The 13,365-nt window shown below is 69.9% G+C and carries 13 protein-coding genes; 9 read left to right on the top strand and 4 right to left on the bottom strand.

Annotated elements, in window-relative coordinates:
• Positions 1-67 precede the first annotated feature (67 nt).
• Positions 68-1,084, top strand: a complete 1,017-nt coding sequence (locus HNR40_RS01210; protein WP_184957782.1) for a glycosyltransferase family 2 protein — start codon at positions 68-70, stop codon at positions 1,082-1,084.
• Here the strand turns inward: HNR40_RS01210 and HNR40_RS01205 are convergent.
• Both HNR40_RS01205 and HNR40_RS01200 read right to left on the bottom strand, forming a co-directional pair.
• Positions 1,047-2,774 (bottom strand): CDP-glycerol glycerophosphotransferase family protein, encoded by a 1,728-nt coding sequence (locus tag HNR40_RS01205; RefSeq protein WP_184957781.1) that lies wholly within the window; start codon positions 2,772-2,774, stop codon positions 1,047-1,049. The two genes, HNR40_RS01210 and HNR40_RS01205, sit on opposite strands and share 38 nt — an antisense overlap.
• Before the next feature lie 20 nt (positions 2,775-2,794).
• Positions 2,795-4,186, bottom strand: a complete 1,392-nt coding sequence (locus tag HNR40_RS01200) for a bifunctional cytidylyltransferase/SDR family oxidoreductase (RefSeq protein WP_184957780.1) — start codon at positions 4,184-4,186, stop codon at positions 2,795-2,797.
• Between the two features lie 95 nt (positions 4,187-4,281).
• Between HNR40_RS01200 and HNR40_RS56015 the strand changes: the two genes are divergently transcribed.
• The 6 genes from HNR40_RS56015 to HNR40_RS01170 all read left to right on the top strand — a co-directional run bounded on the left by HNR40_RS56015 (position 4,282) and on the right by HNR40_RS01170 (position 10,128).
• Positions 4,282-5,736 carry a CDP-alcohol phosphatidyltransferase family protein gene (locus HNR40_RS56015; protein WP_184957779.1) on the top strand — a complete coding sequence of 485 codons (1,455 nt, stop codon included), beginning with the start codon at positions 4,282-4,284 and terminating at the stop codon, positions 5,734-5,736.
• A complete protein-coding gene (locus HNR40_RS56010) occupies positions 5,733-6,356 on the top strand; it encodes a DUF5941 domain-containing protein (protein WP_184957778.1) in 624 nt (207 codons plus the stop codon). The genes HNR40_RS56015 and HNR40_RS56010 overlap by 4 nt, the downstream gene beginning before the upstream one ends.
• 156 nt (positions 6,357-6,512) lie before the next feature.
• Entirely contained in the window at positions 6,513-7,244 is a 732-nt protein-coding gene (locus HNR40_RS01185; protein WP_184957777.1) for a phosphocholine cytidylyltransferase family protein, read from the top strand.
• Between the two features lie 11 nt (positions 7,245-7,255).
• On the top strand, positions 7,256-8,314 hold the full coding sequence (locus HNR40_RS01180; RefSeq protein ID WP_184957776.1) for an iron-containing alcohol dehydrogenase family protein: 1,059 nt from the start codon (positions 7,256-7,258) through the stop codon (positions 8,312-8,314).
• On the top strand, positions 8,292-9,059 hold the full coding sequence (locus tag HNR40_RS01175; protein ID WP_184957775.1) for a CDP-alcohol phosphatidyltransferase family protein: 768 nt from the start codon (positions 8,292-8,294) through the stop codon (positions 9,057-9,059). Before HNR40_RS01180 ends, HNR40_RS01175 begins: the two co-directional genes overlap by 23 nt.
• Before the next feature lie 187 nt (positions 9,060-9,246).
• A complete protein-coding gene (locus tag HNR40_RS01170) occupies positions 9,247-10,128 on the top strand; it encodes a glycosyltransferase family 2 protein (RefSeq protein ID WP_184957774.1) in 882 nt (293 codons plus the stop codon).
• On the opposite strand, the gene HNR40_RS01165 is transcribed toward HNR40_RS01170, so the two are convergent.
• A complete protein-coding gene (locus tag HNR40_RS01165; protein WP_184957773.1) occupies positions 10,125-10,841 on the bottom strand; it encodes an acetoacetate decarboxylase family protein in 717 nt (238 codons plus the stop codon). The two genes, HNR40_RS01170 and HNR40_RS01165, sit on opposite strands and share 4 nt — an antisense overlap.
• Before the next feature lie 89 nt (positions 10,842-10,930).
• Between HNR40_RS01165 and HNR40_RS01160 the strand changes: the two genes are divergently transcribed.
• Both HNR40_RS01160 and HNR40_RS01155 read left to right on the top strand, forming a co-directional pair.
• Positions 10,931-11,386 (top strand): RNA polymerase sigma factor, encoded by a 456-nt coding sequence (locus HNR40_RS01160; RefSeq protein ID WP_312896232.1) that lies wholly within the window; start codon positions 10,931-10,933, stop codon positions 11,384-11,386.
• On the top strand, positions 11,386-12,303 hold the full coding sequence (locus tag HNR40_RS01155) for a hypothetical protein (RefSeq protein WP_184957771.1): 918 nt from the start codon (positions 11,386-11,388) through the stop codon (positions 12,301-12,303). The genes HNR40_RS01160 and HNR40_RS01155 overlap by 1 nt, the downstream gene beginning before the upstream one ends.
• Positions 12,304-12,349: 46 nt before the next feature.
• On the opposite strand, the gene HNR40_RS01150 is transcribed toward HNR40_RS01155, so the two are convergent.
• Positions 12,350-13,258, bottom strand: a complete 909-nt coding sequence (locus HNR40_RS01150) for a glycosyltransferase (protein WP_246508282.1) — start codon at positions 13,256-13,258, stop codon at positions 12,350-12,352.
• Positions 13,259-13,365: the final 107 nt, after the last annotated feature.

Here is a 13,365-nt window from a genome sequence, read left to right as displayed (position 1 = left end):
TCCTGCCGGAGGGATCTGGCTTTCGATTGCCTTCCTCCCCTGCTCGTACAGTAGCGTGAGGCCCGCCATGAAGCAGTTGCCCGACTCGCCGCACGCGCACGCGGATACGCGCGCCTGGCCACCCATCTCCGTCGTCATGCCCATCCTCAACGAGGAGCGGCACCTCCAAGAGGCCGTCGACATGATCCTGTCCCAGCGATACCCGGGCGAGATCGAGGTCGTGCTGGCCGTAGGACCCTCCCATGACCGCACGCAGGAGGTCGCCGACGCCATCGCGGCGGCCGACCGGCGGATCACGGTCGTCCCCAACCCCACCGGGCGCACCCCCAACGCGCTCAACGCCGCCATCGGCGCCTCCCGCAACAAGATCATCGCCAGGGTCGACGGGCACGCCATGCTGCCCGACGACTACCTGCGCGTGGCCGTGGAGACGCTGGAGGAGACCGGTGCCGACAACGTCGGCGGCATCATGGCCGCCGAAGGGATCACGCCGTTCGAGCAGGCCGTCGCGTGCGCGATGACCTCCAAGATCGGCGTCGGCGCCGCCGCCTTCCACGTCGGCGGTACGGCCGGCCCGGCCGACACCGTCTACCTGGGCGTCTTCCGCAGGGAGGCGCTCGAACGGGTCGGCGGCTACGACGAGCACTTCCAGCGAGCCCAGGACTGGGAGATGAACCACCGCATCCGCCAGACCGGCGGGCTCGTGTGGTTCCAGCCCAGGATGCGGGTCTCCTACCGGCCGAGGCCCAACGTGAAGGCCCTGGCCAAGCAATACTTCCACTACGGACGCTGGCGCCGGGTGGTCTCCCGCACCCACGAGGGCACGATCAACCTGCGCTACCTCGCCCCGCCCATCGCGGTGCTGGCGATGGCGCTCGGGCTGATCGTCTCGCCGTTCTTCCCCCTGGCGCTGATCGTCCCCGGCGGCTACGCGCTGGCCATCGTGGCCGGCTCCGCGCTGACCGGCAGCGGCCTGCCCGGGGCGGCCAAGCTCAGGCTCCCGGTGGTCTACGCGACCATGCACGTCTCCTGGGGCTGGGGCTTCCTCACGAGTCCCAGAAAGCTCGCTCGACCGCCGCGTTGAACCGCGTGAGGGCATCCGGCTCGTCCGGGCCCAGCAGGTAGGCGCGCAGCTTACGCCGCGCGCACGCCAGCGCGTCCTCCCCGTCCACGAACCCGGCCAGGGCCGCGAGGTCCTGGCCCAGCAACACCCCGGCGCCGGTCGTCGGGTAACGCTCGTGGAAGGCCTTGTCCGCCATCCCCGACACGTTCGTCACCGCGTACGGCTTGCCGCTGGCCAGGAAGTCGGCCACCACGCTGGAGATGTCGGTGATCATCATGTCCGCCTGGTTGAAGCACGCGTACAGGTCCGGCTTCGTCACCACGAGATGCTTGACCGGCGCCCTGGTCGCCCCGCCCGACGGATGCCTGGCCTTCGACCTGGCCAGCTCGGCGGCGTCCAGCATCGCCACGATCTCCGCGTGGGCCCGCGCGGCGGCCCGGTCCCGGTGCCCGGTCAGCGGATGCGGCTTGTAGATCACCCGCAGCTTCGGCTCATGGTCGAGCAGCGCCCGCACGATCCTCGGTCCCATCGTGGTCAGCGAGGTGTGGTGCAGGTCGTCCGTCCACCCTTCCCAGGTCGGCGCGTAAAGCACCGTCCGGTACGGCAGGCCCGGCCCCTCGGCCGAGATCCCCTCCAACTGGGGCCGCCCCACCTCGTGCACGCTCTCGTCCCGCACCCCGACCCTGGCCCGCCGGTACCTGTCGCGCCCGGCGGGACCGGCCACCCACACCTCGTCGTAGACCCGCGAGAACGGGTTGAACGACGCCTCCTTGTCGCTGTCGCCGTGCCCGATGAAGACGCTGCGCATGCCGGGGATGCGCAGCATGTGGATGTTCTTGCCGACGTTGGCCACGTACAGGCAGACCCGGGCGCTGGCCAGCGCGTGGAAGCCCATGAGGTCGGCCGACGACGGGATGCACACGACCGGCAGCGTGGTCGGGCCCAGCCGGTCGGCCAGGCCGCGCTCGCGCAGGACCACGATGGCCCGGCGGTCGATCCGCTCCAGCGTGGCCAGCCACATCCTGGCCTGGTAGGCGGCCTCGTTGGCGCCGCTGAAGTACAGGATGACCTCGGGGTGGTAGTCCCTGACCTGCTTGTCGACGACGGCCAGGATGCGGGCGGCGTCGCTCAGCGGGGCGGCCCGCCGTACGTAGGGGATGAGGACCAGCACCCCGGCGCAGCCCAGCAGCAGGCCGAGACCTGCTCCCGCGGCGGCGGCCGGGCCGCCCAGGGCGGCGCCGAGCACGGGCAGGGCGTCGAGGTAGAGGAAGCGCACGCCGCGGTAGTTGGTGAGGAACTCGGGCGGCGTCTTCGGCAGGTTGAGCGCGGTGACGTCCAGGTGGCGGGTGGTGACGGGCATGGTGGCGACGGTCTGGCGCAACCTGATGGCCAGGCCCGTCTGCACCGCCCTGACCCCGTGCATCGCGAACAGTCCCACGGCCAGCGCGGTGAACCACGGCGAGGCGGGGCCCGTGGTCTTGGCCACGAGGAGCAGCGCGGCCATCTCCCTGATCACGAAGCGCACGGTGACGCCCAGGTGCACCCGCGAGAGCAGGTCCACGAACGGCCTGGCCACCCGGGCCGCGGCGTGCTCGGCGAGGTAGGAGATTACGGCCACGGCGGCGAACAGCAGCGGGTGCGGCCACAGGGCGGCCAGCAGCAGGACCGGATAGCTGCCCAGAAGCACGGCCTTGACACAGAGTCTCCGCATGCGTTCGGACAGTAACAGCTTTAGGCCCCGTCGAGCCGGACGTCGATCACCTGCCCCGTCAGGTCGGAAATCAGCACGTCGAGTGAGGTCTGGGCGACGGCGCGCGGAGACAGCAGGGTGTGAGCGGGTTCCTCACCGAAGGCGCGCTCGCGCATGGGCGTGCTGGTGCGCTCCGGATTGACACAGTTGACCCGGATGCCGTCGCCCGCCCACTCGTCGGCCAGCGCCTGGGTCAGGTTGACCACCGCCGCCTTCGTCGAGGAGTAGAGGCTGTAGTCGGCGCGGCCCCTGGTGTAGCTGGAGGAGGTGTAGAGCAGCAGGCAGCCGTTGCTGTCACGCAGGTACGGATAGGCGGCGCGGGCCACGTTGACCGGACCCAGGTAGTTGACCCCGACCGTCTCGGCAATCGTCTCGTCGGTGACCTCGGCCAGCTTGCCCATGTGCAGCACGCCCGCGGTGTTGACCACGTAGTCGACCCTGCCGACCTGGGCCAGCGCCTTGGCCACCGAGGCGAGGTCCTCGACCCGCACGCCGTTCTGGGTGCGCGAGAAGGAGTGCACCTCGGCGCCGTGGCCGCGGGCCAGGTCCACCACGTCGGCGCCGATGCCGTAGCTGCCGCCGAAGACGACCACGCTCCGCCCGGCCAGCGCCTCGCGGTAGTCGCGCGGCTGCGGCGCCGGCGCGCCGGCCGCGGCGAGCTGGAAGAGCTTGTCGGCGATGTACACGTCGACCGGGTGCGTCACCTTCATGTTGTGCTCGCTGCCCGGCACGATGTAGATCGGCACGTCCGGCAGATAACGCAGCACCACACCGCAGTCGTCGGTGGCCGGCTGCTTGTCGAAGTCGGGGTCGGCGAAGGCCCGCTCGTACGCCTCGCGGATCACCGACAGCCGGAAGCACTGAGGCGTCTGCCCGCGCCGCAGCCGCGACCGGTCGGGGATGTCGCGGATGATCTCCCCGCGCGGCCCCGGCACCGCCACGACCACCGTGTCGGAGCTCGGGATGGCCACGTCCACGGCCGAATACGTCTCCAGGGCCCGAACACACTCGGTGAGGATCCGGGGCTCCAGGAGCGGCCTCACAGCGTCGTGCAGGAGCACGTTGCACTCCTGCGGGCCGAGCGCCTTCAGCGCCCGCCAGGTCGTCTCCGTACGGCTCGCGCCACCCTCAATGATCTTGCTGACCTTGCCGTAGCGGCCCCGTGCCACGATCTCCTCGACCTGGTCGGTGAAGCCGGGAGTCATCAGCACCACGATCTCGTCGATCTCCGGCGCGGAGTCGAACAGGGCCAGCGTGTGCTCCAGGATCGTCCGCCCGGCGATCTTGATCAGCTGCTTGGGCGTGTTGAGCCCGACACGCTGACCGACCCCGCCGGCCAGAACCACCCCTACAGAGCGCAACCGAGAGTCCATGCCGCGAGCGTAACGGTCTTGTTCCGTGATATCGCGTCGCCAGGTCGCTACGCTGTGTCCACGCACTCCCTCGCGACTGGGAGGAGACCTGCGCTTTGCCCGATTCACTCACGCGAGAGATCACCGCCACATCCGTGGTCGTACTCGCCACGACACCGGCCGCCACGCTCTCCTGCGCCGACGGAACCCTTCTCGACCGGATCAGCGACCAACTCGTCACGTTGCCCGTGCGCGACGTGCAGGTGCTGTCGTCCGGCAACGGGCTCAGCTCCGACCTGCGCGGCGTGGCCAAGCTGGCGCGCGTCTCCACCGGCCCCGTCGCGGTGCTGCCCGCCGACCTGGTCGCCCACACCGAGGCGCTCGCCCTGGTGCTCGAACATCCGGCCCGTGACTCCGCGGCGCTGATCAGCCACGACCCCTCGACCGCGCCCATGCGCCCGCCCGTGCGGGTCGAGGGCGGCAAGGTCGTGGCCGCGGGCAGTTCCTTCCACCTCGTCCCCGAGGCCAACGCCACCTTCCGCGGCGTCCTTCAGGCAGGCGAGGCCGACCTCGGCTGCCTGGCCGAGGTCGCCGAAGAGCTCGCCGAACTGGCCGAGACCGGCCGGCTCGGCCCGGTCAGCCCCGTCGAGGCGATCGACCTGCTGCTGGTCGGGCTGGTCCGCTACGGCGTGCGGATGCGCGCGGCGGCGATCGGGCCCCTCCACAGCGACCGGGTCACCGCGCAGTCCGCCGCCGACAGCGCCATCGAACGGCTGTCGGAGGTGGACGAGTCGCGGGTGCGGCTCAACTTCGCGGTCAAGGACGACGACGGCTTCTTCGCCACCCACTTCGTCTCCGTCTGGTCGCGCTACCTCATCAGGCCCGCTGCCCGGCTCCGGCTCACGCCCAACGCCATCACCGGGATCTCGATCGGGCTCGCCGTACTGGCCGCGGTGTGGTTCTCGGCGGGGACGCGTGAGGCGCAGGTCGCCGGAGCGGTGCTGCTCTACCTCTCGTTCGTGCTCGACTGCCTCGACGGGCAGGTGGCCCGCTACACGCGCACCTTCTCGCCGCTCGGCTCGTGGGTCGACGCGATGGCCGACCGGCTGAAGGAGTACGTCGTCTATGTCGGGCTCGCCATCGGGTACGCGGCCGGGCTGCCCTGGACCGGCGGCGGCCCCGGCGGCATCTGGTATCTGGCGGCGGCCGCGATGATCCTCCAGGTGGTCAGGCACACCATCGACTTCGCCTTCGGCGGCGCGGTCTCCGACGCCGCCCGGATCGGCTCGTCCTTCGCCCGCCCGGCGCGCTCGCTGCTGGAGTCGGCCGACGGCGGGCGCTACTCCGTGCCGAAGCAGGGGATGCTCGGCCTGGCCCAGCGCATGGAGCGGGAGAGCGTCCTGCGCTGGATGAAGAAGATCATCGTCTTGCCGATCGGGGAGCGGATGGCGCTGATCGCGGTCACCGCCGCGGTGTTCAACGCCCGCGTCACCTTCCTGTCCCTGCTCGTGTGGGGCGGCGTGGCCGCCCTCTACTCGCTCGCCGGGCGGATCGCGAGGTCGACGAAGTGATCACCATCCACATGACTCCGGTCCCCGCCAGCACCGTCGTGGCCTACCGCGACGACGGGCCGCTCTCGCGCGGCATGGGCGCGCTCGTCGCCGGTCAGCTGCCGCCGCTGCCGCCGCTCATCGCGGGCGCCTTCGTCACCGGCATCCTGCTGGTGATCGGCGTCGGCGGCGCCAACGGTCTCGCGGTGTTCGCGCCGGCGGTCACGCTGCTGCTGGCCGGACCCGGCAGCAGCGCGCCCCACGACGGACGGCTCGACTGGCTGTGCCCGCCGATCCTGCGCGTCATCGAGTACTCGTTCGTGGCCAGCTGCGGGTTCGGCCACGGGGTCCACCCCGTGCTGATCTTCATGCTGCTGGGCGCGATGGCCTTCCACCACTACGACCTGGTCTACCGGATCAGGCAGCGGGTCTATCCGCCGCCGTGGCTGACGACCTTCGGGCTCGGCTGGGACGGACGGATGATCGCCGTGTCGCTGGCCGTGCTCGTGTCGCTGCCCACGGCCGGGTTCGCGCTGCTGGCCGTGTATCTCTGGTTGCTGTTCGGCTGGGAAAGCGTGACCTGCTGGCTCGCCGCCCCCAGGTCCGGGGTGGAGGCCACGGATCTGGGGACACAGGACTGACCAGCCGAAACAGCACGGCGGGCGAGCGCGGGTGGAACAATGCCAGCGGACGCCGAAGCTGCCGCGAACGGCCGGCTGGCGCGGATTACCCTCCCAGAGTGAAAAGGCAACTAACCTTTGGGGCCTGGAGAGTAACGCTCGACTGAGGAGTGCACGTTGCTGGGAATGGTGCTGGCCGCTGGAGCCGGACGACGCCTGCGGCCGTACACCGACACGCTGCCTAAGGCGCTCGTGCCGGTCGACGGTGAGACCACGATCATGGACATCTCGCTCCGCAACCTCGCCGAGGTGGGCCTGCGCGACGTCGTGGTGATCATCGGCTACGCGGCCAGGGCGGTCGAGGAGCGCAAGGCCGCGCTGGAGGAACGCCACGGCGTCAACCTCACGCTCGTGTACAACGACAAGGCCGAGGAGTGGAACAACGCCTACTCCCTGTGGTGCGCGCGCGACTACTTCGCGCAGGGCGCGCTGCTGGTCAACGGCGACACCGTCCACCCCGTCTCGATCGAGAAGACGCTGCTGTCCGCGCCGGAGACCAGCGACATCCTGCTGGCCGTCGACGACGTGAAGAAGCTGGCCGACGAGGAGATGAAGGTCATCCTGGAAGGCGGCTCGCTCAAGCGCATCACCAAGCTGATGGACCCGGCCGAGGCCTACGGCGAGTACATCGGCGCCACGCTGATCCGCCCCGGCGCCGCCGACCGCCTGGCCGACGCGCTCAAGACCACCTTCGAGCGCGACCCGCAGCTCTACTACGAGGACGGCTACCAGGAGATGGTCAACCGCGGCGAGCAGATCCACGCCGCGCCCATCGGCGAGGTCGACTGGGTCGAAGTGGACAACCACGACGACCTGGCCAAGGCTCGCACCATAGCCGTCAATTACTGAGGGAGGCGCAGATGCCGCTTCTCGCGAGGATGCTGCCCGCGCCGCTCACCATGGAGGTACGGCGCGGCGCCGTCGCCCAGCTGGGCGCGCTGCTCAACGACAGCCGGGTGGCCACCTCCGGCAGGGTCGCGGTCGCCGTGGGCCCCGGCCAGGGTGACCACATCGAGGGTCTGATCGCCCCCACGCTGGCTCAGGCCGAGGTCTTCCGCGTGGCCGACGGCTCCGTCGACGCGGCCGTCTCGCTCGGCGCCGACCTGCGCAAGGGCGCCTACGAGGTGGTCGTGGGCGTCGGCGGCGGACGCACCATCGACGCCACCAAGTACGCCGCGTCGCTGGCCGGCATCCCCATGGTCGCGGTGGCCACGAACCTCTCCCACGACGGCATCTGCTCGCCCACCGCCTCGCTGGTCTACGAGGGCGGCAAAGGCTCGTTCGGCGTGCCGATGCCGCTGGCGATCCTGGTCGACCTCGACTTCGTCCACGCCGCGCCCGAGTCGCTGGTGCGCTCGGGGGTGGGCGACGTGATCAGCAACCTGTCGGCGATCGACGACTGGCAGCTGGCCAACGTCGAGCGGGGCGAGCCGATCGACGGGCTGGCGTGCTCGATGGCGCGTACCGCGGCCGAGGCGCTGATCGGGCGTAGGGACTCCATCGAGACCGACGCCTTCCTGACGGTTCTGGCCGAATCCTTGATCTTGTCGGGCATGTCGATGGTAATCGCAGGGTCATCCCGTCCTTCCAGTGGCGGGGATCATGAGATCCTTCATGCCGTGGATCAGCTTTTCCCCGGCACTTCCAATCACGGCGAGCTCGCCGGGATCGGCACCGCTTTCTGTTACTTCCTGCGGGATGACGCCGGCCGTCTCCAGCAGGTCGTCGACTGCCTGAGGCAGCACCGGCTGCCCGTCACGCCCGGTGACATCGGGCTGAGCGAGGAGCAGTTCACCGAGGCCGTCATGCTGGCGCCGGCCACCCGCCCGGGTCGCTACACGATCCTGGAGCACATGCGGCTGTCCGAATCCGAGGTGCGTGGACGGGTGGCGGACTATGTCCGGGCCTTCGGTAGCTGAGCTGCGCGCGGTAGCCCAGCCGGAGGGCCACCTCGACCGCAAGAACGGCGAGCACTGGGCGGGCGTGCTCTACATGCGCGCGATCTCGATCCGGGTCACCTGGCTGCTGGCCAAGACCCGGGTCACGCCCAACCAGCTCACCTGGGTGATGACGGTCGCCGGCGTCCTGGCGGGCTTCGCGATGGCCCTGCCCGGGATCTGGGGGGCGTTCCTGGCCGCCCTGCTCGTGCAGGTCTACCTGCTGCTCGACTGCTCCGACGGCGAACTCGCCCGCTGGACCGGCAAGACCTCGCTGACCGGCGTCTACCTCGACCGGGTCGGCGCCTACTTCACCGAGGCCGCCGTGCTGGCCGGGCTGGGCTGGCGGGCCTCGGAGGTGCTGCCCGACTGGTATACGGTGATGGGCTTCGCCGCCGCCCTCGGCGCGATCCTCATCAAGGCGGAGACCGACCTGGTCGACGTGGCCCGTGCCAAGGGCGGGCTCGATTCGGCCAGCGAGGCGTCGGTGGGGCAGTTCCGCTCGGGGCTGCTGGGGCTGGGCCGGCGCATTCTGTCGGCCACCAAGTTTCACCGGATCGTGCAGCCGATCGAGTTGTCCCTGCTCGCGCTGGGCACGGCCGTGATCGACCAACTGGCGGGAAACCTCACGGCGACCCGTGTACTCACCGTAGCCTGCCTGATAGCCGCGGGACTCCAGATGGTGTTGCACCTGGTGAGCATCTTGGCATCGAGGCGGCTTGCGTGAGCTCCCGTCGGAACCGCTCAGGCTCGGCGTCCGTCGTATTGATCGGACGTCCGCTGTTCGGTGGGGGTTCACCCACGGTTCCGATACGCTTAGCTCCACCAATATCAGGAAATATGCATACCAGCAGACTCGGTGATCATGAAAGAATGCTCCGCTCGTGCTCTCAACGCGTCAAGGTGATGACCCGTTGAAGATCTCGTGCGTCATCCTCACCATGGGCAACCGGGTCGCGGAGCTGAACCGGGCGGTCGATTCCGCGCTCAACCAGGTCGACGGCGACGTCGAGGTGGTGATCGTGGGCAACGGGGCCGACGTGCCCGAGGTGACGGCGACGCCACCCGAGGGCTCGGCCGCGATCGTGAAAACGGTCCGCCTTGAGCACAACACCGGCATCCCGGCCGGACGTAACCGGGGCGTCGAGGAGTGCTCGGGCGACGTCGTGCTGTTCCTCGACGACGACGGCTGGTACGCCAACCAGAAAGTCGTCGCCCACGTGCGCGACCGCTTCGCCACCGAGCCCGACCTGGCCGTCATCTCCTTCCGCGTGATGGACCCCGAAGGCGGCGTCGGCCAGCGGCGCCACGTGCCGCGCCTGCGCGCCGGGGACCCGCAGCGCTCCTCGCCGGTCACCACGTTCCTGGGGGGCGCCTCGGCCATCCGCCGGTCCGCGTTCCTCCAGGTGGGCGGGCTGCCCGAGCGCTTCTTCTACGCGCATGAGGAGACCGACCTGGCCTGGCGGCTGCTCGGCGAGGGCTACCGGATCGAGTACGACGCCGAGACCGTCATGTACCACCCGCAGGTGCCGCCGACCCGCCACGCCGACTTCTACCGGCTCAACGCGCGCAACCGCGTGTGGCTGGCCAGGCGCAACCTGCCCTGGCCGCTGGCCGCCCTCTACCTGGTCAACTGGGTCGTGCTCACGCTGGTGCGCGAACGCTCGGGCACGGCGCTGAAGGCGTGGTTCACCGGCTTCTTCGAGGGCCTGCGCAGTTCCGCCGGCGAACGCCGCCCGATGGCGTGGAAGACCGCCTGGCGCATGGTGAAGCTGGGCCGTCCGCCCATCGTCTAGAGGTCCACGGCCGCCCCGAAGGACATGCTGGCCCGCTCCACCGTCGTGCTCAGCAGGGCCCGTTTCGGCAGGCCCAGCTCGCTCAGCTCCTTGGCGATCGGGTGGTTGCCCAGCCTGACCAGGGCGCCTCCCGGCCGCACCCGCACGCCCCTCCCCGACATCTCGGCGGGGACCTTCCTCGTGACGCCGTCGCGATGGGTGTAAGCGATCAGGGGTACGGCCGGCCTCGGCACCGGGAAGCCCGGCTTCAGCAGCAGGTCGATGACCAGACGGCCGTCCTTGCGGACGATGCAGCGCTTGTAGGGGGAGGACAACCTCAGGTCGATCTCGGCCAGTTCCTTGGGGAATCCCCACATCGAACGGCCGGCCTCCATCGTGAACGACTGGTCCACAGGCAGCCAATGGATGAACGCCGCGGCGTTCCGCAGATCGGACAGGCCCCCCGCGCTCGCCGTGCCCGCCGTACCCGGCTGGCGGACCAGGAACGCCACCCCGAACTCGTGGTAGGTGTCCAGGTCGCCGTCACGGTAGTCGACGAAGATCAGCGTGCAGATGGCCTTGCCGGGGAAGACCTCGGCCACGTCCAGTCCCGAGTAGGCGATCACCGCCCGGGCGGCGTCGGCGCGTACCGGGTACATCGTGCTGCAGACCGTCGCGTCTCTCACCTGGACAGGCAGGCTCACCGTTCGGCCCTGGATCAGATGCGATGCCATGACTCCAGTACATCAATCACGGAGCGATGTGACCATTCCTGTCCGGATCCCGTCTGGTCTGATGTGACTGTCCCAGGAACGCGGAGGCCATCATCATCGAGGAGCTCTATCGCGAGCACTGGCCGCTCGTGTGCGGGTTCCTGCTGCGCCGGACCCGCGACCCCCACCTGGCCGAGGACCTCGCCCAGGAGACCTTCGTCAAGGCCACCCGGGCGATGCTCGGCTGGCGCGGCGAGAACCCTGCGGCCTGGCTGCTGGCCATCGCCCGCAACGTCCTGCTCGACCACGTGCGCCGCAGGCGGGTCGAGCTGGCCTTACCCGATCCGGACGAGCTCGGCGTCCCCTCCATCGGTGCCGACGCCCTGGAGGTACGCGACGCCCTCGACCGCCTTCCGCCCCAGCATCGGAGGCTGCTGGAGCTGGTCTACCTGGAGGGCTTCTCCATGGTCGAGGTGGCGGCGATGACCGGCAAGAAGCACAGCACGATCAAGACAGCGGTGTGGCGGGCCCGGGCGGCCTTCGCCGAGATCTATGGAGCCCCCTGATGAGCGAGCTGGACCTGCCCGACTTCGACCCCAAGGCCACCAGGAAGGCGGTGCGGCGCGGGCTGGTCAAGACGGCCTCGCTCGTGCTGGCCGGGCTGCTCGCGCTGACGCTGGTGCTGGTGGTGGCGCCGATCCTGGTGCAGAAGAGCGGCGGGCGCGAGGACCGAATCCACGACGTGTACGGGACGGCGTTCAAGATGTACAACCCGGGCTACCGGGTCGTGCTCGGCGAGTGCTGCGACACGACGCCCTGGTCGTCGAGCCTGCCGCTCTCGGCCAGTCAGCTCAGGGCCTACGGCGGGTTCTCCAGCAGGGTGGAGGTGCCCTACAAGATCACGACGAATCTCTTCGGCGGGCTGGAGCACCTGCCTTTGGGCAACGAAGCCAACACCACGGTGTCCACCGCGCTGAGCATGGTCGGCCACAAGTCGCCCATCGGCAAGGACGGCGCCCGCGAGGTCCTCGCCGGGCTGCCGAAGAGCATGCGGGTCATGGCCCTCGTGGAGTTCAACCAGCCCGCCACGGCGGAGCAACTGGTCACCTTCGGCAAGACCTACCAGACCTGCCCCGAGAGGATCGTCTACGAGGCCAGGCCCGGATCCGTGCCGATCACCTTCGCGTCGATCATGTGGGATCGCACGCCGGTGCCGCAGAAGTCGGGCTCGTGCTACGACACCCCGCCGGACGTCCTGGCGGAGTTCCGCTCCTGGGACAAGATCCTCCAGGACTCCGACGCGGCTGACCTGCGCGCCTTCGACCTCACCCTCGAACGCGTCCGCAAGGCCGCCAAGGACGGGCTCGCCTACGCCTACATCGACCAGGGCGTGCCGGTCGAACGCCTGCGCAAGCTGCTGGAGGATCCGCGGGTGCGTTCGGTGGGGCTCATCGACGCGACCTTCGACATCGTCCGCTTCTAGACGTCGCCCGCTTCTAGACGTCGCCCGTTTCTAGACCGCCCCGTTTCTAGACCGCCAGTGAGTGCGCCACCCCTGCCAGCGACTCCATCCGGGCCACGAAGGCCGGGGCGTGGTCGGGCCAGTGGTGGTGCAGGCGGGCGTAGGTGTGGCCGCGGGCGCCCATGTTGGCCCTGCGGTCGGGGTCTTCCTTGAGGTCGAGTACGGCATGCCGTACCGAGTCCACGTCAAAAGGGACGACGAGCCCGCAGCGAGCGGTCTGCACCAGCGTGCCCGACTGAGGAGTGGTGATGACGGGCACGCCACGCCCCATGTAGTCGAGCACCTTGGTCGGTACGCCCGTGACGTCGGCGGGCGCCAGGGAGATTCCGGCCAAGGCGCCCTCGACCATGCGCAACGCGTGGCGGTTGGGCACATGGCCGTACCAGTCGAGCAGGCCGACCCGCTGGGCGTCGCGCAGCAACACCCGCGCCTCGCGGTCGGCCTGGCCGATGAGATCGAGGCGGATGCCGTGCGGCACCAGCCGTTCGGCGAGCGCGATGAGCTCGGCGGCGCCGCGCTCCGCCGTCAGACGACCGAGGTGGACCACCCTGGTGTCGCCGGGAGGGGGAGGGGCGGGCGACACCAGAGTGGCCTCTGGCACCACGGATGGCGAGATCACGTGGTGGCGGCGCTCCGCGCGTGCGGCCCGCCGGGCGTCTGCCGGTTCGCGCACGTCCCAGACCACCGGCGGGTGCCGGTAGGGCAGGGCGCGCAGCAGGTCGGAGTCGTGCACGAGCAGCAGGTCGGCGCCTCTGACACCGCGGCGCAGGGCGGCCCGCGCCCGGCCGTGCCCGGCTCCGCGCGGTACGTCGATCGCGGTGATCGGCAGCGGTGGTGTCACGTTGAAATAGGTGAACGGCGCCACGTACGTGATGTCGTGGTCCGCATCGAGGAGTGCGCGGATCTGCCGATGCATGATCCTGGCATCCTCGGGATGATGGTCAATCGTCGCGACACATACCCGCATGTCTCTGATGCTGAGGTTTGCCCGGGTCAGTCAGGTGAAGGGCGGTGGAACTGACG

Source organism: Nonomuraea endophytica (assembly GCF_014203235.1).
Lineage (GTDB): Bacteria > Actinomycetota > Actinomycetes > Streptosporangiales > Streptosporangiaceae > Nonomuraea > Nonomuraea endophytica.
Note: the sequence above shows the minus strand (reverse complement) of the source record. Positions and strands in the feature narration are given on the sequence as shown.

Coding starts and splice junctions, on each gene's coding strand:
- HNR40_RS01210 (WP_184957782.1), top strand. CDS start 68: ATGAAGCAGTTGCCCGACTCGCCGCACGCGCACGCGGATACGCGCGCC.
- HNR40_RS01205 (WP_184957781.1), bottom strand. CDS start 2,774: ATGCGGAGACTCTGTGTCAAGGCCGTGCTTCTGGGCAGCTATCCGGTC.
- HNR40_RS01200 (WP_184957780.1), bottom strand. CDS start 4,186: ATGGACTCTCGGTTGCGCTCTGTAGGGGTGGTTCTGGCCGGCGGGGTC.
- HNR40_RS01180 (WP_184957776.1), top strand. CDS start 7,256: ATGCCGCTTCTCGCGAGGATGCTGCCCGCGCCGCTCACCATGGAGGTA.
- HNR40_RS01175 (WP_184957775.1), top strand. CDS start 8,292: ATGTCCGGGCCTTCGGTAGCTGAGCTGCGCGCGGTAGCCCAGCCGGAG.
- HNR40_RS01165 (WP_184957773.1), bottom strand. CDS start 10,841: ATGGCATCGCATCTGATCCAGGGCCGAACGGTGAGCCTGCCTGTCCAG.
- HNR40_RS01155 (WP_184957771.1), top strand. CDS start 11,386: ATGAGCGAGCTGGACCTGCCCGACTTCGACCCCAAGGCCACCAGGAAG.
- HNR40_RS01150 (WP_246508282.1), bottom strand. CDS start 13,258: ATGCATCGGCAGATCCGCGCACTCCTCGATGCGGACCACGACATCACG.